Genomic DNA, 21,455 nt, shown 5'->3' with positions numbered 1-21,455 from the left:
GATGCTCACCGCTCCCTTGACGACGCTGTACCTGACCGAGCATTTCGCCTCGGACGACTACCAGCGCTTGGACGGCTACAAACGCCAGGGGGGCTACGAGGCCGCGAAGCGGGCGCTCGGCGAGATGGAGCCGGCGGCGGTGATCGAGCTGCTCCAGGCGGCGGGCCTGCAGGGCCGCGGCGGCGCCGGCTTCTCCACGGGCCTGAAGTGGTCCTTCATGCCCGAGGACAGCGAGGGGCCGAAGTACCTGGTCTGCAACGCCGACGAGTCGGAACCCGGTTCGTTCAAGGACCGCATCCTGATGGAGCGCGGCCCCCACCAGGTGCTCGAGGGCATCTTGATCGCGGCCTTCGCGATCGGTGCCGAGAAGACGTTCCTCTACATCCGCGGAGAGTACGCGGAGCCCGCGCGCATCCTCGAGCAAGCGATCGAAGAGGCCTACGCGAAGAAGGTGCTCGGGAAGAACGTGCTGGGCACCGGCTTTCGCCACGACGTCGTCCTGCAGCGCGGCGCCGGCGCCTACATCTGCGGCGAGGAAACGGGCCTCCTCGAATCACTCGAGGGAAAGAAAGGGCAGCCCCGCAAGAAGCCGCCCTACCCCGCCCAGCACGGTGCCTTCGGGCGACCGACCACGGTGAACAACGTCGAGACCTTCTGCCACGTGCCGCACATCGTGAACCGCGGCGCGGACTGGTTCCGGGGAATCGGTACCGAGAAGAGCCCGGGCAGCACCCTCTTCGGTGTCTCGGGCCACGTGGTGCGCCCCGGTCTCTTCGAGCTGCCGCTGGGCACGCCCCTCGACGAAATCGTCTTCGAGCACGCCGGCGGCATCCACGATGGCCTGCGGGTGAAGGGGGTGATCCCGGGCGGCCTGTCGATGCCGGTCCTGCCCGCGAACCAGCTCGACGTGCCGATGGCGAACGAGTCACTGCGCGAGCGCGGGACCATGCTCGGTACCGGCGGCGTGATCGTGATGGACGAGACCACCTGCATGGTGCGGGTGGCGTGCGTCGTCACCTACTTCTTTCGCGACGAGTCCTGCGGTCAGTGCACCCAGTGCCGGGAGGGCACCGGTTGGATGCACAAGATCGTCGAACGCATCGAGCGCGGCGCGGGGAAGCCGGGGGATCTCGAGCTGCTGCTCGACGTCGCGGCGAAGATGGAGGGCCAGACCATCTGTGCGTTCTCGGACGCCGCGGCCTGGCCGGTGCAGGGCCTGCTCCGCCACTTCCGCGAGGATTTCGAGGCGCATATCCGCGAGGCCCGCTGTCCCTTCCTCGAGAGTTTCGACCTCTGATGGCGCGCATCACCGTCGACGGGATTCCGCTCGAGGTCGAGGACGGCGCCATGCTGCTCGAGGCCCTCGACGACGCCGGCGTGCTGATGCGCGACGTGACGATTCCTCACTACTGCTGGCATCCGAAGCTCTCGATCGACGGATCCTGTCGCCTGTGCCAGGTCGAGATCGAGGGCGCGCCGAAGCTCCAGATCGCCTGCAACACCCCGGTCGAGGACGGCATGGTCGTGCACACCGAGAACGAGCGGGTGGCGGCAGCGCGGGCCGGGGTCACGGAGATGTTGCTCGTCAACCACCCACTCGACTGCCCGATCTGCGATCAGGCCGGTGAGTGCAAGCTCCAGGACTACGCCTTCGAGTACGGCGCGCTCCAGTCGCGCACGCGCGAACCTCGGCGCGCGCTCGCGAAGAACGTGGACGTCGGCCCCACCATCGTGCTCGACCAGGAGCGTTGCATCCTTTGCCGCCGCTGCGTGCGCTTCTGCCGCGAGGTTCCCGGAACCGGCGAGCTGGTCGTCCGTGGCCGCGGGGACCGTTCGGTGATCGACACGTTCCCCGATGAGCCCCTCGACAACCCCTACTCGATGAACGTCGCCGATCTGTGTCCGGTGGGCGCACTCACGACGAAGGACTTCCGTTTCAAGATCCGCGTCTGGTTCCTGGAAGACGTGCCTGGCATCTGCACCGGCTGCGCGCGCGGTTGCAACGTGTATCTCGGTGTCGCCGACAACAAGGTTCAGCGCTATCAGCCGCGCCGCAACGACGCCGTGAACGACACCTGGATCTGCGACGCGGGACGCCTCTCCTACAAGGAGATCGGCGCGGCCGATCGCCTTTCCACCGCGATGCTGCGCGGCGACCTCGGCGTGCTGGAAGTGGTGGGGTTCCGCGACGCGCTGCAGGCGGCGGCGGATCGCCTGACGCGCGTGCGCCAGGCGCGAGGCGCCAGTCGCATCGGAGTGGTCGCTTCGCCCCACGCCACCAACGAAGACCTCTTCGTCCTGCGGCGCTTCTGCGACGCCCTCGGCGTCGAGACGGCGGGTGTGGCCGTGGTGCGCGGCGACGCCGACGACCTGCTGCTCCACGCCGAGAAGGCCGCCAACGCCGCCGGTGCCCGCGCGATGGGCTTCGAGGACGCGGCCGCGGTCTGCGAGAAGCTGCGCCGCGGGGCGCTCGATGCGCTGCTGGTCGCGGGTCACGACCTCCTCGACGCGGCCTACCTCGGCGGCGTCGACGGCCTGGGCGACCTGGACACCGTCGTCTGGCTCGACACCCACGTCTCGGATCTGCAGCGTGTCGCCGACGTCGTGCTCCCGACGCGGGTCGCGGCGGAACGCACCGGCACCTACACGAACGCGACGGGCCACGTGCAGCGGGTGACACCCGCCGTCGAGCCGGCCTTCGACGCGCGGGCGGAAGGGGCGGTGATCGCGGCTCTGGGGCAGGCGCTGCACCTCGATGGCTTCGAGGTTGGCTTCGACGCGCGCGAGACCTCGCGCGCGCTGTCCGAAGGCGTGCCGCTCTTCCGCGGGCGCTCCTTCGACGCGGTCGGAGACGCGGGCCTCCCCCTCGAGGAGGAGGCCTAGGTGTTCCTCGAGAGCTTCCTCAAGGCCGCCTTCATCCTGGCCGTGGTGATCGTGGGGCTGGCACCCGTCATCACCTGGATCGAGCGCAAACAGAGCGCCGTCATGCAGGACCGGATCGGCGCGAACCGGGCCGACATCGGGGGCGTGACGCTCCTCGGGCTCTTCCACCCCCTGGCCGACGTCTTGAAGCTGCTCTCGAAAGAAGACGTCGTTCCCTCCGGCGCGCATCGCTGGATGCACCTGTTGGCGCCGATGGTGGCCGCGCTGCCGGCGCTCGTCGCATTCGCGGTGATCCCCTTCGGCGGCATCTACAGCTTCGGTGACCACACGCTCTCGCTGGTGGCAGCGAACCCGGACTGGGGCCTGCTCTACATCTTTGCGATCGGCTCCCTCGCCACCTACGGCACGGTGATGGCGGGCTGGGCGAGCAACAACAACTGGTCCCTGCTCGGCGGGCTGCGGGCGTCTGCGCAGATGATCTCCTTCGAGGTCACGATGGGCCTGTCCGTCGTCGGCGTCTTCATGGTCTTCGAGACGCTGAAACTGCAGGACATGGCGGTCGCCCAGGACACGACCTTCCGGGTCTTCGGCTTCCTCGAGACGCTCTTCGGCTTCGCTCTGCCGGGCTGGCTCGAGTTCTGGCGGCTGCCCGCCTGGGGGATCTTCTATCAGCCCCTCGGCTTCCTGATGTTCCTGACCACGTTGATGGCCGAGAACAAGCGCCCGCCCTTCGACCTGCCCGAGGCCGAGTCGGAGCTCGTGGCTGGTTACCACACCGAGTACTCGGGGATGCGCTTTGGCCTGTTCTTCATGGCCGAGTTCATCGAGGTCGTGGTGATCGCGGGGTTGATGACGACTCTCTTCCTGGGCGGTTGGACGATTCCCTGGGTCTCGACCGACGCGCTGATCGGCTGGGTCGCGCCGGTCCTGGGCGTCGGCTTCGCCACCGGCGTTTGTGTGCTCCTTCACTTCGTGTGCTTCATGGCGAAGGTCGTGGTGATGATCTGGCTGCAGATGCTCCTGCGCTGGACGCTGCCGCGCTTCCGCTACGACCAGGTGATGAACCTGTGTTGGAAGGTGCTGCTGCCGCTCTCGATCGCGAACATCTTCGTCACCGGCTTCTTCATCCTGCTCCTGCGAGGCAGCGCATGACGCCGGTCGCCGCGCTCTTCTACGGCTTCGGGGCGCTCGCCGTGCTGGCCGCCCTCGGCATGGTGTCGAACGTCCGCAACACGGTGGCGTCGGCGATGAGCCTGGTGGTCACGATGGTGTCGCTCGCGGTGATCTACGTGCTGCTCGAGGCGCACCTCGTCGCGGCGATCCAGATCATGGTCTACGCCGGGGCCATCGTGGTGCTCTTCCTGTTCGTCGTGATGCTGCTGAACCTGCGCAGCGACGAGTTCGGCCCGGCGCGCCAGCCCCTCTTGAAGTGGGCGGCGGGTGGCCTCGGCCTCTTCGTGCTGGTGCGCTTCCTGCGCGGCCTCGAGGCGTTTCCGGAAGCGCCCGCACCTCCCGACGGCTTCGGTGGCTACCGCATGCTCGGAATCGCGCTCTACACCGACTACGTGCTGCTGGTGGAGATGGCCTCGCTCCTGCTGACGGCGGCGATCGTCGGAGCCCTCATTCTCGCGAAGCGGAAGATCGACTGACCATGGTGCCGATCGAACACGTCGTCGGGCTTTCCGCGATCCTCTTCGCGATCGGCGTCGTCGGTGCGCTCACCCGGCGCAACGTGGTCGTCGTGCTGATGTCGATCGAGCTGATGCTCAATGCGGTGAACCTCGCCTTCGTGGGCTTCAACCGGCTCGCGCCGGCGGGAGCCGAGGGCGCGAACCTCGATGGGCAGGTGTTCGTGTTGATGGTGATCACCGTCGCTGCAGCGGAGGTGGCCGTCGGCCTCGCGATCGTGATCTCGATGTTCCGCAACCGCGACTCGATCGATCTCGACGAAGTGAGCCTCCTCAAATGGTGATCGAGGAGACCACGCTGCTGCGCTGGATCGTGTTCTTGCCGCTGCTCTCGGCGGTGGTGAACGGCACGATGATCGGTGTGGTGCGGCGCCCGACCCCGCGCTGGGGCGTGATCGGGCTCTCCTGCGGCGCGGTGCTCCTCTCGTTCGTGCTCTCTTGCACCGCGTTCTACACGCTGGTCTCGTTGGACGGCGAGCTGCGGCTGCTTCACGACCGGCTCTACACCTGGATCGGAGTGGGCATCGGCGCACGGCGCCTGACGGCGGACCTGGCGTTCCAGTTCGACGCGCTGTCGGCGGTCCTGTGCCTGGTGGTGACCGGGGTGGGCTCACTGATCCACCTCTACTCGATCGCCTACATGGAGGACGATCACCGGGACGATCGCGGCTTCCAGCGCTTCTTCTGTTACCTCTCCCTCTTCACCTTTTCGATGCTGGTGCTGGTGCTCGCCGACAACCTGGTGCTGCTCTTCGTCGGCTGGGAAGGCGTCGGGCTCTGCTCCTACCTGTTGATCGGGTTCTGGTACGGCGATCGCGAGAACGCCTACGCCGGGAGCAAGGCGTTCCTCGTGAATCGCATCGGCGACTTCGGGTTCCTGATCGGGATCTTCCTCCTGTGGACCGCTTTCGTCGAAGCGGGCGCACCGGCGGGCGTGAGCTTTGCCGAGATCGCACTGCACTTCGAACGCATCCAGGATGTGACCCTCGCGGCGCCGCTGGGGCTCTTCGGCGAGAGCTGGCGGCTGGTCGACGTGGTCGGGCTGTGTTTCCTGCTGGGCGCGGTCGGCAAGTCGGCCCAGCTGCCGCTCTACGTCTGGCTGCCCGACGCGATGGCGGGCCCGACGCCGGTGTCGGCGCTGATTCACGCCGCGACGATGGTGACGGCGGGCATCTATCTCGTCTGCCGCCTCTCGTTCCTGTACGCAGCGGCGCCGGTCGCCAGTGCGACCATCGCCTGGGTCGGCGGCGCGACCGCGCTCTTCGCCGCGACGATCGCGGTCGCCCAGACCGACATCAAGAAGGTCCTCGCCTACTCCACCGTGAGCCAGCTCGGGTACATGTTCCTGGCCGCGGGCTGTGGAGCCTACGTGGGAGCCATCTTCCACCTCGTGACCCACGCCTTCTTCAAGGCCCTGCTCTTCCTGGCGGCGGGTTCGGTGATCCTCGCGATGCACCACGAACAGGACGTCCGTCAGATGGGCGCGCTCCGCGGGCGCATGCCGTTCACCCACGCGGTGTTCCTGATCGGCGTCCTGGCGATCACCGGGGTTCCGCTGACCTCCGGCTTCTTCTCGAAGGACGAGATCCTGGTGTCGGCGTTCGCGGCGACCGCCGTCCCGGGTCATCTCTGGCTCTACGGCCTCGGGATCGTGACTGCGGTGCTCACGTCGCTCTACATGTTCCGGCTCTACTACCTGGTGTTCCGCGGCGACTCGCGCCTGGCCGACAACCTGCGCGACAAGGTGCGCGAGCAGCCGTCGGGGATCGTGAACCCGCTTTGGGTATTGGCGGGCCTGGCGCTGGTCGGGGGATTGCTGGGCATTCCCCAGGCCTACGCCGACCTGCTGCCCTTTGCCGTCGAGGACTCCCACAGCCTCTACAATTTCCTCTCGCCCGTGCTGGTCGGCGAAGGACACGGGCTCGATCACGCCACCGAGTACCTGCTGGCGGGCGCCGCGATCACGGCCACCCTGCTGGGCTTTCTGCTGGCGCGGATGACGTATCGCCGGGGCCTCGCCAACGGGGAGCGCGTCGCGCGTTGGTTCGCGTGGCCGCACCGTCTCCTCGAACGGAAGTACTTCGTCGACGAGCTCTACGACGTGGCGCTCGTCCGGCCCCTCGTCTGGCTGTCGGATCGCTTCCTGTTCCGTCAGGTCGACGCGCGCTGGATCGACGCGGGCCTCGTCGACGGCAGCGCGCGCGCGGTGCGTGGCTTCGCGCACACCGCGCTACGCCGCTTCCAGTCGGGCCTCTCGCAGAGCTACCTGGCGTCGATGCTGATCGGAGCGGCGGCGATCCTGTGGTGGGTGTCGAGGTAGGCCATGGCCGAGAGTTCCTTGCTCAGCGTCGTGACGTTCCTGCCCCTGGCCACCGGTCTCGTGCTCGCGGCGACGAGTCTGCTCGCCGGCGCGCTCGGGACCCCGCGGCTGCCGGTCGCGGTGTGGCGCGCGGTCGGGTTCGGTGGATCACTCCTGACCTTCCTCGTCTCGCTGCGGCTCTTCGCGGGCTTCGACGCCACGGTCACCGACTTCCAGTTCGTCGAGGTCGCGCCCTGGATCCCGTCCTACGGCATCCACTACCACGTCGGCATCGACGGGATCAGCCTGTTCCTGGTGGTGCTGACCACCTTCCTGTTGCCGCTCACCTTTCTCGCTTCCTGGAAGGACATCGAGGATTCGGTCCGCAGCTACGTCTTCTTCATGCTGTTCCTCGAGACCGGCATGCTCGGTGCCTTCGTCTCGCTGAATCTCTTCCAGTTCTACTTGTTCTGGGAGCTGATGCTGGTTCCGATGTACTTCATCATCGGGATCTGGGGTGGGCCGCGCCGCGTTTACGCCGCCGTGAAGTTCTTCTTGTTCACGATGGTCGGTTCGCTCCTGATGCTGCTCGCACTGTTGATCGTGGTGCAGATGGGGTACGACCAGACCGGCGCCCTCAGCTTCGATCTCGTTGCGGCGGCGGGTGGCCCGGGTCTCATCGAAACCGAGATCCCCACCGAAGGGCCCTGGTGGCGGACCCAGTTCTGGCTCTTCGGCGCATTCGCGCTGGCGTTCGCGATCAAGGTGCCGGTGGTGCCCTTTCACACCTGGCTGCCCGACGCCCACGTCGAGGCGCCGACCCCGGGCTCCGTGGTGCTCGCCGGCGTCCTGCTAAAGATGGGCACCTACGGCTTCCTGCGTTTCGCCTGGCCGCTCTTCCCCGCGGCCGCTGCGGCGTGGGCACCGGTCTTCCTGGGGCTGGCGCTGGTGGGCATCGTCTACGGGTCGCTCGTGGCGATGGTGCAGCAGGACATCAAGAAGCTGGTTGCCTACTCGTCGGTGGCTCACCTCGGGTTCGTGGTGCTCGGCATGTTCGCGTTGAACATCCAGGGAACGACGGGAAGCGTCCTGCAGATGGTGAACCACGGGCTCTCGACCGGCGCGCTCTTCATCCTCGTGGGCATGCTCTACGAGCGTCGCCACACTCGGGAGATCGCGGACTTCGGAGGCGTCGCGAAGCCGATGCCGGTGTTCGCGTTCTTCTTCGGGCTGGTCACGATGTCGAGCATCGGTCTGCCGATGCTCAACGGCTTCGTCGGTGAGTTCCTGATCCTGGTGGGGGCCTTTCAGGCCGGTCCGCTCTACGGGACGATCGCGACGAGCGGCGTGGTCCTCGCAGCTGCGTACATGCTCTGGATGTACCGGCGCGTGATGTTCGGCCCCGTCGCCCACGAAGAGAACCGCCGACTCATCGATCTCTCGCTTCGGGAGAAGAGCGTGTTGGTGGCGCTGGTCGTGCAGATCCTGTGGATCGGCCTCTACCCAGAGCCGTTCCTGCGTCGCATCGAGCCGAGCGTGAGTGCGCTCCTGCAAGACGTTCGCGCGCGCGGGGGAGCCCCGTCGGAGGATGCGGCGCAGCCCCTCGCGTGGCAGGCGTCGCTCGAGGAGCGCCCATGACGCCTCCCGACCTGAACTTCGCGGTGATCGGCCCGATCGTCTGGGCGTCGATCGGGGCTCTGCTGGTCCTGCTCGGGGAAGTCCTGCTCTCGCGGACGAAGACCTTCATGGGCCGGAGCGTCAGCGATTCCTACATCGGAAGCCTGCTCGCCGTCGTCGCGATGCTCACACTCTCGGCCGCGACCTACATGGCCGGGAGCCTCGCCGTGTCGGGTGAGACCCTGGCCTTCAATCCCGACAACCCGATGCTCCAGCTGGACCGTTACTCGGCGCTGTTCACGGGGGTACTGGGCCTGGCGGCGCTGCTGTCTTGCGCGCTCTCGATGCACTACCTCGACGAGCTGCGCATCCACCACGGCGAGTTCTATGCGCTCGTCCTGTTCTCGACGGCGGGGATGATGCTGCTCGTGGCGGCGGTCGACCTGCTCCCTGTGTTCCTCGGGCTGGAGCTCATGAGCATCCCGATCTACGTGCTCGCGGGGTTCGACCGCGGCCGGCTGCGCAGCAACGAATCGGCGCTCAAGTACTTCCTGCTCGGATCCTTCGCGACCGCCGTGATGCTCTACGGAATGGCCCTGCTCTACGGTGCCGCGGGCGGCACCGGTTTCGTCGAGATCCGGTCGGCCATGGAGGGCGGCGGGACGCTGGCCACGCTCGGGCTCGCCCTGCTGGTGGTCGGGTTCGCGTTCAAGGTGTCGTCGGTGCCTTTTCACCAGTGGACGCCCGACGTCTACGAGGGCGCACCCTCGGCCGTCACCGCGTTCATGAGCGTGACCGTGAAGCTCGCGGCCTTTGCCGCGCTGCTGCGCATCCTGGTCGTGGGGATCGGCGGAGCCGGCGAGGTCCTCGGCCCGGTGCTCTGGGTGATGGCCGCGCTCACCATGCTGGTGGGCAACCTGATGGCGGTGATCCAGGAGAACGTGAAGCGGATGCTCGCCTACTCGAGCATCGCGCACGCCGGCTATCTGCTGATCGGGTTCGTGGCGGGGACGGCGCAGGCCCAGGCTGCGATCGTCTTCTACCTGGTGAGTTACGTGTTCATGAACCTGGGGGCCTTCGGCGTCGTGGTCGCGTTGGCACACCGCGGTCGCGAGTGCGAACACCTCGACGACTTCACGGGACTCGCCCACACCCGGCCGGGCTTGGCGGCGCTGATGGCGCTCTTCTTGCTGTCGCTGGCGGGCATTCCGGGCACCGCGGGCTTCATGGCGAAGTGGCAGCTCTTCACGGCGGCGGTCTCGACCGGCCATCTCGTGCTGGCCCTGATCGGCGTACTGATGAGCGTCGTGTCCGTCTACTACTACTTGAGGATTGCGGTGCGCATGTACATGCACGAGCCCGGAGAGGCGCCGCCGCGGGTCGCGTTGGGCAGCGGCGAAGCGCTCGTGCTCACGGTCTGCTCCGTCGCCGTCGTCTATCTCGGGGTGTTTCCGAACGGAGCGCCCGTCGGCGCCGACCTGCCGGTCCTCGACTGGGCGCGTGCCTCGGCTGCCGCCCTGGCGGGCGTCGCCCAGCCCTAGTCGCCGGGCGCCCCGCGAGCGCACAGAACAGGCGCTAAGCACCTGAATTCACACGGGTTCGCGCGCGGCTCGGGCCTCAAGACGGGCGCTGGGTCGGTCGACACAACTGTGTATGGGAAGTCTCACGCGCGCCCTGCGACGCCCGTTCGAAGGCGTCGTGGCCCTGGCCCTGTTCGGCCTGGCGACGGCGTTGCTCGTACAGGGCGGAACCGCGTCCTTGGATCGGCTCGCGATCGACGCGCAGCTGCGCGCGGCCCGGGTGTCGCCGCCGCCGCTCGCGGGAGGTCAGCCCGATGCGGTCGTGATCGCGATCGATCCCCAGAGCCTTCGTGCGCTCCCCGACTGGCCCTGGTCGCGCGACGTGCACGCACGGCTGGTCGAGCACCTCGCGGACGCGGGCGCGTCCTCGATCGCCTTCGATATCGACTTCTCGACGCCCCGCGATGCCGCGGGCGATGCGGCCTTCGCCCGCGCGATGCGCGCCGCCGGCAACGTCGTGCTCGCGTCGTTCAAGCAGGTGCAGACGCTTCCCGGCGGCGCCGAGCTCGAGATCGCGAATCGGCCCGCGCCGATCCTGGCCGAAGCGAGCGCGGCGATCGGCAGTGTCCACATGATCGTCGACGAAGATGGCGTGGTCCGCCGTGGCCGCCGCAGTGTCGACATCCGCGGTGTCGACGTCCCGACGCTCGCGGAGGCGGCGCTGGGAGTCGCGAACCGCGAAGCCGCGAATGCGTCGGCGGAAGGCGCAACGATCGCGGCCGACCGTCCTCCGGTCCCGGTCGAGCAAAACCCCATCCCGACTGATCAGACTCCCATCTCGACTGATCAGACTCCCATCCGCGTCGACTACCGCCGCGTCGCGCCCGAGGTCCGCACCCTGTCGGTGGCGGACGTGCTCGACGGACGCTTCGACTCGCGCGACGTCGCGGGGCGCGTCGTCTTCATCGGTGCGACGGCGGTCGAGTTCCAGGACCTCTGGCCCACCCCGGTGGGCCCCGCCCGCGCCGGCGTGTGGATCCAGGCGATCCTGCTCCGCACGTTGGCGGCCGAACGCGAAGGGCAACCGACCCTCCGCGAAGCCTCGACGCCGGTCGCCGTCGGTCTGCTGTTCGCGCTCACCGTCTTCGCCTTCGCCCTGCGCAATCAGAGCCACGCGCGGCGCTCCGCAGTGCTGGGGAGTCTCGCCGTCGCGGTGGCCGCGGGCACCACGACGAGTGCGGTGTTCACGGGTGGGCTGCTCTCCCCGGTCGTGCCGCTCGGCATGCTCGGCGCCCAGTACGTCGTGGGGCTCGAACGCGTCCGCAGTCGCTTCGGCAAGAGCCTGGCCGAACGCGAACAGTCGCTGACCGCGTTGCAGCGCGTCGGCGAGGCGACGTCGGCCCAGCACGATCAGGGCGGGATCGGGACGGCATTGGCGCTCCTCGGAGATGTGGTCGATGCCAGCGGTGTCGCCCTCTGGCGCGCCGGCGAGAGCGGGCTGGATGGACGCCGCATCGAATGGAGGCGTCGTGGGGACGGGGCGATCGGCGAGGAAGTCTGGGTCGATCGCGCACTCCAGCAACGGCGCCGCGAGTCCGTCGAGAGCGAACTCGCGAGCAGCGGCCGGCGCGGGATCGCGCACTACGCGCCGCTCTTCGCCGGCGGCCGACCGGTTGGAGTGCTGGTGGTCGAGCGCGACCGCGAGGAAGCTCTCGACGATACGGCCCTGCGTACGATCGCCACGGTGGGCACCCAGGTGACGCTGTCCGCCGAGAACCTCCGCTTGATCGACGGGCTGCGCGCCACCTTCGATTCGTCGATCGAGGCGATCGCGTGCGCGATCGAAGCACGCGACGGCTACACCGAGTCTCACTGCCGGCGCCTGGCGCTGTTCTCGACCCTGGTGGCCGACCGTTTCGGGTTGTCGGACGAAGAGATCGAGGAGATCCGACTCGGCGCTCTGCTCCACGATGTCGGAAAGATCGGGATCCGCGACGAAGTGCTGCTGAAGCCCGACCGGTTCACGCCCGAGGAGCGGGCGATCATGGAGAGCCACACGGTCGTCGGCGACGGCATCGTCGGCGGCATCCACGGTCTCGGGCCGCTGACCCGCGCCTGTGTCCGTCACCACCACGAGCGCTGGGACGGCGGCGGCTATCCCGACGGCCTGGTCGGCGACGCGATTCCGATGGGCGCGCGCATCGTCTCGGTGGTCGACGTCTGGGACGCGCTGTCGACGGCGCGTCCCTACAAGCCCGCCTTCGAGCAAGACCGCGTCCTGGACATCCTCGCCAAGGGCCGCGGCGTCCAGTTCGACCCCCAGGTGGTGGACACGTTCCTGCAGGTGCTCGACGAGGAAGGCGAAGAGATGCTGGCCGTGGTCGCCAAGGTCGGGGCGGTGGGCTCGTGAAGCGGCGCGTCGGACTCGCCGTACTGCTGGCGTGGCTCGCCGTCGCTCCTTCGATCGCGGCGAGCTCGGAGTCGACCGACCGTCTGGCCGAGGCCGCCGCCGCGCACCCGGAAGATCCGGACCTCGCCTGGTTGCTGGCCCGCGAGCTGGCCGACGCCGGCGAGACCGAGGCCGCGATCGATCAACTGCGCGCGCTGGTCCGGCGCTGGCCCGAGCGGCGTCCCGGCGTTCGCCTGCTGCTCGGACGCCTGCTCTCGTCCCAGGGCCAGGACGCCGAGGCGATCCCGCACCTGGAAGGAGCGGTGGCGCAGCAGCCCACGTCGGGTCCGGCACGCTTCCATCTCGGGCTGGCGCTGCGCGCCGTGGGACGCCTCGAGGACGCGGATGCCCAGTTCCGCTTCGCGGCCCACTACGCACCCGAACTGGCCTCCGAGGCGCTGCTGCTCCGCGCGCTGGGTCGGCTCGAGCGCGACGACCTCGAAACCGCCCACGCCCTGCTCGAGGAGACGATCGCCGTCGACCCGGACGGCGATGCCGCGCACGGGGCGCGCCTGCTCCTGCGCCAGCAGCTTCGCGAGCGCCGCTACTACGGTCTCGAGATCGATGCCCACGCGGGCGTCCAGTACGAGGACAACGTGCGGCTCGAGAGCGGCGCGGTGCCGGGAGTCGACATCGACGGGGACTTCGCGGCGACCTGGGGATCGGCGGTGACCTGGGACGTTCCGCTGCCGGCGCTCTCGGGCGAAGGCTCGAGTCGACGCTTCGGTTTCGTGACCAGTGCCTTCTACGAAGGGACCGACTACCGCGAAGAGGATCTCTTCGACGGCCACGACGTCGGGGGATCCGGTTCGCTGCGCTGGAACCTGTCTCCGCGTGCTTCGCTGCGCTTCGACGGCCTATACGGCCACAGCTTCCTCGACGATCGTTCCTACTTCCAGCGCACGGATCTACGACCGAACTTCCTGTTCGGCTTCGGAGAGAAGGCGGGTGTGCTTCGTCTCTGGGGCAACTACGCCTGGGTGCGCTACGACGACCGTCCGCTCTTCACGTCGCTCGAGCGCGACGGCAACAGCTTCGGCGGCGGGTTCGAGCACTTCTTCCAGGTCCCCGGGCTCTCCGAAGCCTGGGCGGGTTGGTACGCCGACTGGCAACGCAGCGAGACCGAGTCCGAGGACGACCTGCTCGGGTTCGAGGGAGACTTCGACCACGACCGCTATCGCGGCGGTGTCCGCACCCGCTTCGCCTTGCCCTTCGCGTTCGCGCTGCAGACGAACGCGAGCCTCGCGGCCGAGCGCTACGCGAACGACAACCTGCTCGAGTTCCTGAACCGACTGCAGGTGGGCGACCTCGCGCGCGCCGAACCGCGCGAGGACTGGGTGCTCGACAGCAGTGTGGTCCTCAGCCGACCGATCTTCGAACCGATCGAGCTCGAGTTGCGCTGGTCCTACCTCCAGCGCTTCTCGAACGCAGACCTCTACGACTACGACCGCTCCATCTACGGAGTGGCATTCCGGATTTCGACGCTTTGACGTCCGCGGCTCACGCGGGGCCGTGGCCATCCACTCGGCGGGGCGACGAAAGGAGACCCAATGACGAGCATGCATCGAACGAAAGGGCGCGCGGCCGTGCGCTGGTCCGCCCTCTGGGTTCTGGCCGGTGTTCTCGGAGCCGCCGGGGTGGCGGCCGAAGATCTCGCGACCGTCGAGACGGCCAGCGGCGCCGTCGAGCGCGGACGCGGCGAGCCTCCTGTCTGGATGCCGCTGCGCGCGGGCGAGGCGCTGCAGTCCGGTGACATCGTGCGCACCGGCTCCGACGGCAAGGTCGAGCTGGTGTGGCAGGGCTCTACCGTCCGCCTCTACGGTGATTCGGTACTGCGACTGCCCGGGGCAACGGGCAGCGTGGAAACCCTCGACATGGAGTCGGGCGCCGGACTCTTCGACGTGAAGCGTCGCCCGGGGAAGCGCTACGAAGTGCGCACGCCCGAGATCGTCGTCAGCGTGAAGGGCACGCGCTTCGCCGTGGATCTCTCCGGGAAGGGGCCGGGCGTCGCCGTGTATCACGGGGCCGTTGGCGTGAAAACGCTTGCGCTCGAAGCCGCGCGCGAGGTGATGGTCCGCGAGGGATTTCGAGCGCTGGGAACCGGCGGCGGAGGTATCGAACTCTTCCTGCTGCGGGAGGACGACCCCTGGAACAGCTGGTCGGGCGCCGCGGCTCCGCCGCGCGTCGCGCTCCGGGAGCACAACCTCGCTCGCGGGGGCGCCGTCGAACGCGTGCGGGAGGCGGCCCGCATCACCTACCGCGGAGAGGTGCTGCGTCGCGCGACTCAGGCCGATCCGGAGTTGGCACGCCGCCTCGCAAAGGTCGGGGACGCGAAGGTGGCGAGCATGCAGGAGGTCGGCGAACAGAAGCCGGCGAAGATGGGCGAGCGAAGCCGCGGTGATCGAATGAACCGCATGAAGAAGAGCGCGATGAAGGACGCGATCATGGACCAGGGTCTCGAGGAGGTTCGCGACGCGATGCAAGAGGAGTTCGTCGAAGCCTGGGTGAACGGCTACTCGAGCAGTAGCGGCAGCGCGGGGGGTGGTGCCTCGGGTGGTGGCTTCGAGATCTCGGTGGTCCAGCTGCCGAGCGGCATGCAGAAGGTGGTGATCACCCAACAACAGGCGATGGAGCAGTGGTCCTTCAACCAGAGCCAGCTCACGTACGTGGCGATGGGGCAGACCGGGTTCCCGACGCCGCTCCAGAACTATCTCACCATGGCGGGCGTGACCAGCGAGTCCCAGTTCGCGCAGATGCTCCTGGTGGTGCTCGCGAGTCAGTAGCGGCAGTCGGGCGCCGCCACGCAGGCGGCGCCCAACTGCCCCGCATCCGCAGCGAAGCGGGACTGCGCGGAGGGCCCTGAAAAGGCGGCGCCCCCGCGAGAGTGCCCCTACCATGGCGCCCCTTGGAGCCAGGCGGGGTGTCCGTGAGTCGCAAGAAGCAGTCCGGTGCGGATCGCGCCGAGTCGAAGAAGCGCCGCAAGCGCGAGACCGACGACGCCGCCGCGACCGAACTCGACGGCGAAGAACTCTCGCCGCTCGCGAAGTTCTGGGAGCAGGTCGGTCCGATCTTCTTCGCGATCCTGATCGCACTCGGTATTCGCGCGGTCATCATCGAGTCCTACTACGTGCCGTCGGGCTCGATGCTGCCGACCATGTACATCGGCGATCACGTCTTCGTGTCGAAGTTCGCCTACGGCGCGCGCATCCCGATCCTCGACATCCCGCTCCCGGCGGTGCGCGAGCCCGAACGCGGTGAGATCGTCGTGTTCCACCTCGGCCGCGGCGGCGAGAAGGAGCGCGGTCGGATCTGCCCCCTCGACGAGTGCCCCGATTTCAGCGCCGAGGGCTTCGTCAAGCGGATCGTCGGGCTGCCCGGAGACACGGTCGAATACCGGTCCGGGAAGCTCTTCTTGAATGGAAGCCCGGCCGAGCAGGTGCTTCAGCCGAAGACCTTCAGCGACGATCGCGGCGAGGCCCATCGACTGCTGACCGAGGACCTCGACGGCTGCGTCCACGAGATTCTCGACCACCCGCGCCGACCCGGGCTCACCCAGGCTCCGTTGACGATCCCCGAAGACCGCTACTTCGTGCTGGGCGACAACCGCGACAACTCGAACGACAGCCGCGGCTGGGGCACGGTGCATCGCATGCACCTGAAGGGGCCCGTGCTCATCAACTACTGGGCGTGGAACAACACGTACTCGTGGCTCGCGATGCTGAACCCCTGGACCTGGATCAAGCTCCTCTGGGGCGAGATGTACTGGGACCGGATCGGGATGACCTACGACTGCCGCGGCTGAGCGGCGTCGCGTAGCAGTCGCACGTCGCCGCGCCGCACGGTGAAGCGCTCGGCGTCGAGGAGTTCCATCAGCGGCACGGCGGTGCGTCGGGTAGTGCCGATCAGGGCCTTGAACGCTTTGGTGTCGAGAGCGTCGTTCGATTCGAAGTGGGCGCGCACGCGGTCGCGCAGAGACTCGACGGCAGCGGCGTCGAACCACAGATCACCCGGTGCAGGCACGATCCGTCCTTCGCGGGCGAGGTGAGCGAGCAGGTCGCGCAGCGGCCCTTCGTCGAGACCCGTCGCTTCGCCGAGGTCGCGCAGGGAAGGGGCTTCGAGCCCCGCCGTGCCGAGCCGCTCGACGAGCGTCGCGCAGTGCTTCTCGCTCTCGGCATCGAGCGAGGGCCGGTGGCTCGCGAGCCGGACGTGGTCGCTCTCGCGCACCACCTCGCCCGAGGCCGCGAGCCGCTCGAGCGCACACTCGACGCTGGCCGGGTGGACGTTGTCGGGGAGCACGCCGCGCAGCGCACCGGCGGGCATGCCCGGGCGCAGGGGCTCGGCCCGGTGGTAGTCGTCGAGGGCGGAGCGGAGCCGGCTCTCGAGTTCGTCCAGGGCGTCGCCCGAGATGCAGCGCTCCCGCGCCACACGGACCCAGCCGTCGCGCTCGCCTTCCGCCAGAATCGCGTCGAGCGTCCGCGCGAGCTGCCCTGTCTCGCGCGCGAGTGTTTCGCGCTCCACACCGGCCAAACCGCTGCGCTGCACCCGCACCGAGACCTTGGAGGAAGGCTCCCGCCGTTCGAGGATCTCGAGATCCGAAACGAGGGCCGGATCGCTGCGACGCCGGTGCGGCGGTGCGATGTCCAAGAGCGTGCCCCCGCCGAGGGTCGCTCCCACCGCCGTCCGCGCGAAGCCGCGCAACACGAAGTGATCGCCGGGGAGCACCGCGACGGGTTCGCCCTCCAGGTGGATCCGCGCAAAGCCGCTGCCGCCGGCGTCGAGACGTGCTGCGCCGATCGGAGCCACGCGGCCGAGTCGCTCGGTGGTACCCGAGAGGAACGCGATCGAGGTGGGCTCCTCGAGGTCGGGGGCTTCCGGAAGCCAGTGCAGACGCACGTCGAGGGTCGTGGTGGTGGGCAGCGCGCCGACCGGGCTCACCACCTGGCCGCGCGAAAGGTCCTCGAGCGCCACGCCTTGTAGATTCACCGCGCAGCGCGCTCCCGGCTCGACCCGCTCGACGCTCTCACCGTGGCTCTGCAGGCCGCGAATGCGCGCGCGTTCCTCGCCAGGCAGCAGAGCGACCGAATCGCCGACGGCGAACGCACTGCCGAGAAGCGTTCCCGTGACGACCGGCCCGAAGCCGCGCATCTCGAAGCTGCGATCGATCGGCAGCCGCGGGGGGCCCTGCCGGGGCGTGCGCGCGTCGGCGGCCTGCGCCGCCGCCGAGAGTGCCTCGCGCAGTGCGTCGAGACCCGCTCCCGTCTCCGAAGAGACGCCGAGCAGCGGCGCATCACGCAGCAGGGTGGGCGCGAGCAGATCGCGCACCTCCTCGCTCGCGAGTTCCAACATCTCCTCGTCGACGAGGTCGATCTTCGTCAGCGCGACCACGCCCTCGCGGATGCCGAGCAGGGAGCAGATCGCGAGGTGTTCTCGCGTCTGGGGCATCACCCCTTCGTCCGCGGCGACCACGAGCAACAAGAGGTCGATGCCGGCGGCCCCGGCCACCATCGTGCGCACCAGCGCTTCGTGTCCGGGCACGTCGACGACGCCCAGACGGGTGCCGTCGGGCAGGTCGAGGGGCGCGAAGCCCAGCTCGATGGTGATGCCGCGCTTCTTCTCTTCCGGGAGTCGATCGGTCTCGACACCGGTCAGCGCGCGGCAGAGCGCCGTCTTGCCGTGGTCGATGTGACCGGCGGTGCCGAGGATCAGTCGACGTTCAGCGGGGCCCAATGCGGTCGAAGCCCGTGTGCGGGCGCAGCGCCTTCGGAACGACGACCGATCCGTCGCCCTGTTGGTGGTTCTCGAGGACGGCGATCAGTGCTCGCGAGATCGCCACCGCCGTTCCGTTCAGCGTGTGGACGAGCTCGTTCTTCTTCGTGTCCTTGCGGCGGAAGCGGGTCTTCAGGCGTCGCGCCTGGAAGTCGGTGCAGTTCGAGGTGCTCGTGACCTCGCCGTAGTCGCCGCCTTCGCCGCGGCCGGGGAGCCAGGCTTCGATGTCGAACTTTCGGTACGCCGGTGCGCCGAGGTCGCCGGTGGCGATGTCGATGACCCGGTAGGGGACCTCGAGGGCCTGGAAGACCTCCTCTTCGATCGCGAGCAGCTCGTCGTGCATCGCCGGCGAGTCTTCCGGCCGGGTGAAGGCGAACATCTCGACCTTCGTGAACTGGTGAACGCGGTAGAGGCCCTTGCTCTCGCGCCCCGCCGAGCCCGCCTCGGTGCGGTAGCAGTGAGAGATGCCGGCCAGCTTCAACGGGAGCTCGTCCTCGTCGAGGACCGTGTCTTCGTAGAGCCCGCCCAGGGTGATCTCGGCGGTTCCGATCAGGTCGAGATCCGTGCCCTCGACCGAATAGATCTGGGTCTCGGGGCCGCGCGGGCTGAACGCCATGGCATCGACGATGCGGCGCCTGGCGAGGTCGGGCGTCGTGAAGATGCGGAAGCCGGCGCGCATGGCGACCTCGAGCGCCAGCCGTTGCAGGGCGAGCTCGAGGAGTACGGCCTCGTTCTTCAAGAAGTAGAACTTCTGCCCGGTGACCTTCGCCCCCGACTCGAAGTCGAAGAGGTCGAGCGCCTGGCCCAGCGCGAGGTGATCGCGCGCCTCGAAGTCGAAGCGTGTGGGCTGGCCCACCGTCCGCAGCGTGGTGAAGTCTTCTTCTCCGCCCACCGGAGAATCGGGGTGGACGAAGTTCGGCAGGCCGCGCAGTGCTTCGTCGCGGGTCGCGCCCGCTTCGGTGAGCCGCACCTCGATCGCCGCCACGCTCTCCTTCAGGCGCCGCCCCTCCTGGGTATGGGTTTCGCGCTCCTCGGGAGAGAGTTTCTTCTTCCCGGCCGCCTGGTGCTCGTTGCGCTGCCGGTTGGCGTCGTTCAGCTCGGTCTGGAGCGACACGACCTGCGCCTGTGCGGCGACGGCCGCATCGATGTCGGCATCGACACCGCGGCGACGACAACTCTCGAGGATCTCGTCGCGCCGTTCGGCGAGGCTTCGGGGGTCCAGCATGGGGCGCCAAGGGAAGCACACGCACCCCGCGGCAGCCACGCCGCAGGGGGCTTCTCATCGCGACCGGAAGACAGCTCGGGCGTTCAGGGAGTCGTACTGCGCCAGCCGCTCGGTCGGCGCGGTGCGCCGGCGCCGGGAGGTCGGACCTCGGGCGTCGGGACCGGCTCGGGATCGAGGGCGTCGAGTCGCTGGCGCAGCTCTCGGGCGAGCGCGCGGAGCTGACCATCGACCACCGAGCCCGCGGCGCCTTCGAGGATCGAGGTCGTGGCGCCGTCGGGGTTGGTCGCGAGCGCCTCGACCTTCGGCGAGCGCGACACGAAGCTGTCGAACACGGGGAGCCCCGCCCGCGCGAGCCCCGAGCGCAGGACGTGTTGCATCGAGGCCTCCCCGCCGTTCGGGAACTGGATGCGTCCGTCGACGAGAGAGATCACGACACGCGCGCGTGTGCGGGGTCGGCCCCAGCCTTCGAGTGTTTCGAACACCCGAACCGCGCCGCGCAGGGACGCTTGGTCCTTCACGGGCACCACGGTCAGGTCGGCGGCGGCCAACGCGTGCTGGGTCCAGCCGTCCAGGTCGCTCTTCGTGTCGATCACAACCAGCCCCCGCACACCCGAGGCGCGCAGGATCCGTCGCAAGCGGCCGGCCTGAGGGGGACCCTCGTCATCGCCGAGCTGCGGGGCGCTCCGCACGAAGTGCACCCCGAAACGCCCCGGACGAACGGCCTTCGCGAAGGACTCGGCGGCGAGGGCCGCTCCGACGTCGTCGGCTTCGGTGGACGCGGGCTCCTCGGCGAGCATCTCCTCCAGGAAGGGATCGTCGTCGAGGGAGAAGGTCAGGATCGGCAGCTCGCGCTCTGCGGCGCGGAGATAGACCGCGAGGTTCGCGGCGAGGGTGCTCTTGCCGACGCCGCCTTTCGGGCTCACCAGCGAAACCACCCGAAACCGATCGCTCTGTGCGACGGGCGGGGCGGGGCTCTCGCGAGGGGTTTCTTGCTGCTTCTGGCCGCGTTTTTCTTCGGCCCGGTTCAGCGCATCGTAGATTCGACTCAGGACAACTCTCCGGACGCGCGCAGTCTCCCAGACCGCGAACTCGCGTACAACTCCCGCGTGCCGATCGCCGCCAAAAACGGCGAACGGGCTTCAGCCCGCCAGGCGACCCAGCCGCACGTTCGACACCGAGACGAGACGGTCTTCTCGACCCACATCGAGGAGTTCGACGCGGAGTCGCGCATCGGTTGCGTTTCCGCCGAGCCACTCGGTCCGGCTGCGCATCGGACCATCGCGGCCGGTGGCGAGGTAGTGAATCTGCAGATCGGTGGTGACGACGTCGGCTTCCATGCGATCCGCGGCGATCGACTCGGCAGCGGCATCCACCATCGCGATCGACGCACCCCCCTGCACCGCGCCGACGCTGTTGCGGACATAGGGGACGACCGGCATCTCGACCGTGCCGGGTTCGACGGTCCGAATGCCGAGTCTTGTGAAGAAGGGTTCGTCGGAGACCGCGCTGTTTCCCTCGAAACGGAACTCGGCATCGTCGTTCTCGGAGAAGTGGGGCGTGTCGTGTCGGCGCGGGATGCGCGAGAAGCCCGTGTGGGCGAGCAGCGCCGGCGACGCATCCGGATCGGCGCTCTCGTTGGCGCGGATCTCGGCGACGACACTGGTCTTGCCGGCGCGCAGCGCAACGCCCTCCACCTGATAGTCGCCGGTCAGCGGGCGCAACAGATGCACCCCGAGCGAAGAGGTCAGGCACCAGTCCGGGGCCACCGTGCGCAGCGACAGGTTGCCGCCGAGGATGTCCACGACGGTCCCCAGGGCACTCGCGCTGAGCGAGCCGGCCCGGTTGTGGAGTGCCGCGTCGCCCGCAGCGAAGACGCGAAAGGTCGCGTCGCTGCGAACGAATCGCAGGTCGAGATCGCGCAGCAGGTGGTGCTTCGGCGGATAGGTTTCCGACATGGCCCGATACCGCGGGGCGCGGCTTTTTCTCGACGAATCCCGGCGGACGGGCC

At 68.6% G+C, this 21,455-nt stretch carries 16 protein-coding genes; 12 read left to right on the top strand and 4 right to left on the bottom strand.

All coding sequences use genetic code 11. The annotated features are described in order from the left end of the window. Positions 1-16: 16 nt before the first annotated feature. The 12 genes from nuoF to lepB all read left to right on the top strand — a co-directional run bounded on the left by nuoF (position 17) and on the right by lepB (position 16,258). Positions 17-1,297, top strand: a complete 1,281-nt coding sequence (gene nuoF, locus AAF430_04690) for an NADH-quinone oxidoreductase subunit NuoF (protein ID MEM7409519.1) — start codon at positions 17-19, stop codon at positions 1,295-1,297. Next, complete coding sequence (locus AAF430_04685) at positions 1,297-2,883, top strand: molybdopterin-dependent oxidoreductase (GenBank protein ID MEM7409518.1); 1,587 nt, start codon at positions 1,297-1,299, stop codon at positions 2,881-2,883. Before nuoF ends, AAF430_04685 begins: the two co-directional genes overlap by 1 nt. Further along, positions 2,884-4,035 (top strand): complex I subunit 1 family protein, encoded by a 1,152-nt coding sequence (locus tag AAF430_04680; GenBank protein ID MEM7409517.1) that lies wholly within the window; start codon positions 2,884-2,886, stop codon positions 4,033-4,035. Beyond that, positions 4,032-4,532, top strand: a complete 501-nt coding sequence (locus AAF430_04675; GenBank protein ID MEM7409516.1) for an NADH-quinone oxidoreductase subunit J — start codon at positions 4,032-4,034, stop codon at positions 4,530-4,532. Before AAF430_04680 ends, AAF430_04675 begins: the two co-directional genes overlap by 4 nt. 2 nt (positions 4,533-4,534) lie before the next feature. Continuing rightward, the gene (nuoK, locus tag AAF430_04670) at positions 4,535-4,855 is read left to right on the top strand and encodes an NADH-quinone oxidoreductase subunit NuoK (GenBank protein MEM7409515.1); all 321 of its coding nucleotides are present in this window, start codon (positions 4,535-4,537) and stop codon (positions 4,853-4,855) included. Beyond that, entirely contained in the window at positions 4,849-6,891 is a 2,043-nt protein-coding gene (gene nuoL, locus AAF430_04665) for an NADH-quinone oxidoreductase subunit L (protein ID MEM7409514.1), read from the top strand. Before nuoK ends, nuoL begins: the two co-directional genes overlap by 7 nt. Before the next feature lie 3 nt (positions 6,892-6,894). After that, positions 6,895-8,508 carry an NADH-quinone oxidoreductase subunit M gene (locus tag AAF430_04660; protein ID MEM7409513.1) on the top strand — a complete coding sequence of 538 codons (1,614 nt, stop codon included), beginning with the start codon at positions 6,895-6,897 and terminating at the stop codon, positions 8,506-8,508. Next, positions 8,505-10,028: an NADH-quinone oxidoreductase subunit N gene (locus AAF430_04655; GenBank protein ID MEM7409512.1), complete on the top strand. Its 1,524-nt coding sequence runs from the start codon at positions 8,505-8,507 to the stop codon at positions 10,026-10,028. The genes AAF430_04660 and AAF430_04655 overlap by 4 nt, the downstream gene beginning before the upstream one ends. A gap of 112 nt (positions 10,029-10,140) precedes the next feature. Beyond that, a complete protein-coding gene (locus AAF430_04650; protein MEM7409511.1) occupies positions 10,141-12,417 on the top strand; it encodes a CHASE2 domain-containing protein in 2,277 nt (758 codons plus the stop codon). Then, positions 12,414-13,946: a tetratricopeptide repeat protein gene (locus tag AAF430_04645; protein ID MEM7409510.1), complete on the top strand. Its 1,533-nt coding sequence runs from the start codon at positions 12,414-12,416 to the stop codon at positions 13,944-13,946. The genes AAF430_04650 and AAF430_04645 overlap by 4 nt, the downstream gene beginning before the upstream one ends. Positions 13,947-14,015: 69 nt before the next feature. Next, positions 14,016-15,239, top strand: a complete 1,224-nt coding sequence (locus AAF430_04640; GenBank protein MEM7409509.1) for a FecR family protein — start codon at positions 14,016-14,018, stop codon at positions 15,237-15,239. Positions 15,240-15,382: 143 nt separating this feature from the next. Further along, positions 15,383-16,258: a signal peptidase I gene (lepB, locus tag AAF430_04635; protein ID MEM7409508.1), complete on the top strand. Its 876-nt coding sequence runs from the start codon at positions 15,383-15,385 to the stop codon at positions 16,256-16,258. Here the strand turns inward: lepB and selB are convergent. From selB to AAF430_04615, 4 genes are all read right to left on the bottom strand, one after another. Beyond that, entirely contained in the window at positions 16,240-18,183 is a 1,944-nt protein-coding gene (selB, locus tag AAF430_04630; protein ID MEM7409507.1) for a selenocysteine-specific translation elongation factor, read from the bottom strand. The genes lepB and selB overlap by 19 nt on opposite strands. Then, positions 18,170-19,447: a serine--tRNA ligase gene (gene serS, locus AAF430_04625; GenBank protein ID MEM7409506.1), complete on the bottom strand. Its 1,278-nt coding sequence runs from the start codon at positions 19,445-19,447 to the stop codon at positions 18,170-18,172. Before serS ends, selB begins: the two co-directional genes overlap by 14 nt. Before the next feature lie 83 nt (positions 19,448-19,530). After that, a complete protein-coding gene (locus AAF430_04620; protein ID MEM7409505.1) occupies positions 19,531-20,370 on the bottom strand; it encodes a ParA family protein in 840 nt (279 codons plus the stop codon). 216 nt (positions 20,371-20,586) lie between these two features. Next, on the bottom strand, positions 20,587-21,402 hold the full coding sequence (locus tag AAF430_04615) for a PaaI family thioesterase (protein ID MEM7409504.1): 816 nt from the start codon (positions 21,400-21,402) through the stop codon (positions 20,587-20,589). Positions 21,403-21,455 lie beyond the last annotated feature (53 nt).

The organism is Myxococcota bacterium (genome assembly GCA_039030075.1).
GTDB lineage: Bacteria > Myxococcota_A > UBA9160 > UBA9160 > SMWR01 > JAHEJV01.
This window is presented reverse-complemented; position numbering and strand designations above follow the sequence as displayed.

What these genes read in the sequence shown, in the direction of transcription:
- AAF430_04685 (MEM7409518.1), top strand. Translation starts at nt 1,297, where the DNA reads ATGGCGCGCATCACCGTCGACGGGATTCCGCTCGAGGTCGAGGACGGC.
- AAF430_04675 (MEM7409516.1), top strand. Translation starts at nt 4,032, where the DNA reads ATGACGCCGGTCGCCGCGCTCTTCTACGGCTTCGGGGCGCTCGCCGTG.
- nuoK (MEM7409515.1), top strand. Translation starts at nt 4,535, where the DNA reads ATGGTGCCGATCGAACACGTCGTCGGGCTTTCCGCGATCCTCTTCGCG.
- nuoL (MEM7409514.1), top strand. Translation starts at nt 4,849, where the DNA reads ATGGTGATCGAGGAGACCACGCTGCTGCGCTGGATCGTGTTCTTGCCG.
- AAF430_04660 (MEM7409513.1), top strand. Translation starts at nt 6,895, where the DNA reads ATGGCCGAGAGTTCCTTGCTCAGCGTCGTGACGTTCCTGCCCCTGGCC.
- AAF430_04655 (MEM7409512.1), top strand. Translation starts at nt 8,505, where the DNA reads ATGACGCCTCCCGACCTGAACTTCGCGGTGATCGGCCCGATCGTCTGG.
- AAF430_04650 (MEM7409511.1), top strand. Translation starts at nt 10,141, where the DNA reads ATGGGAAGTCTCACGCGCGCCCTGCGACGCCCGTTCGAAGGCGTCGTG.
- AAF430_04640 (MEM7409509.1), top strand. Translation starts at nt 14,016, where the DNA reads ATGCATCGAACGAAAGGGCGCGCGGCCGTGCGCTGGTCCGCCCTCTGG.
- serS (MEM7409506.1), bottom strand. Translation starts at nt 19,447, where the DNA reads ATGCTGGACCCCCGAAGCCTCGCCGAACGGCGCGACGAGATCCTCGAG.
- AAF430_04615 (MEM7409504.1), bottom strand. Translation starts at nt 21,402, where the DNA reads ATGTCGGAAACCTATCCGCCGAAGCACCACCTGCTGCGCGATCTCGAC.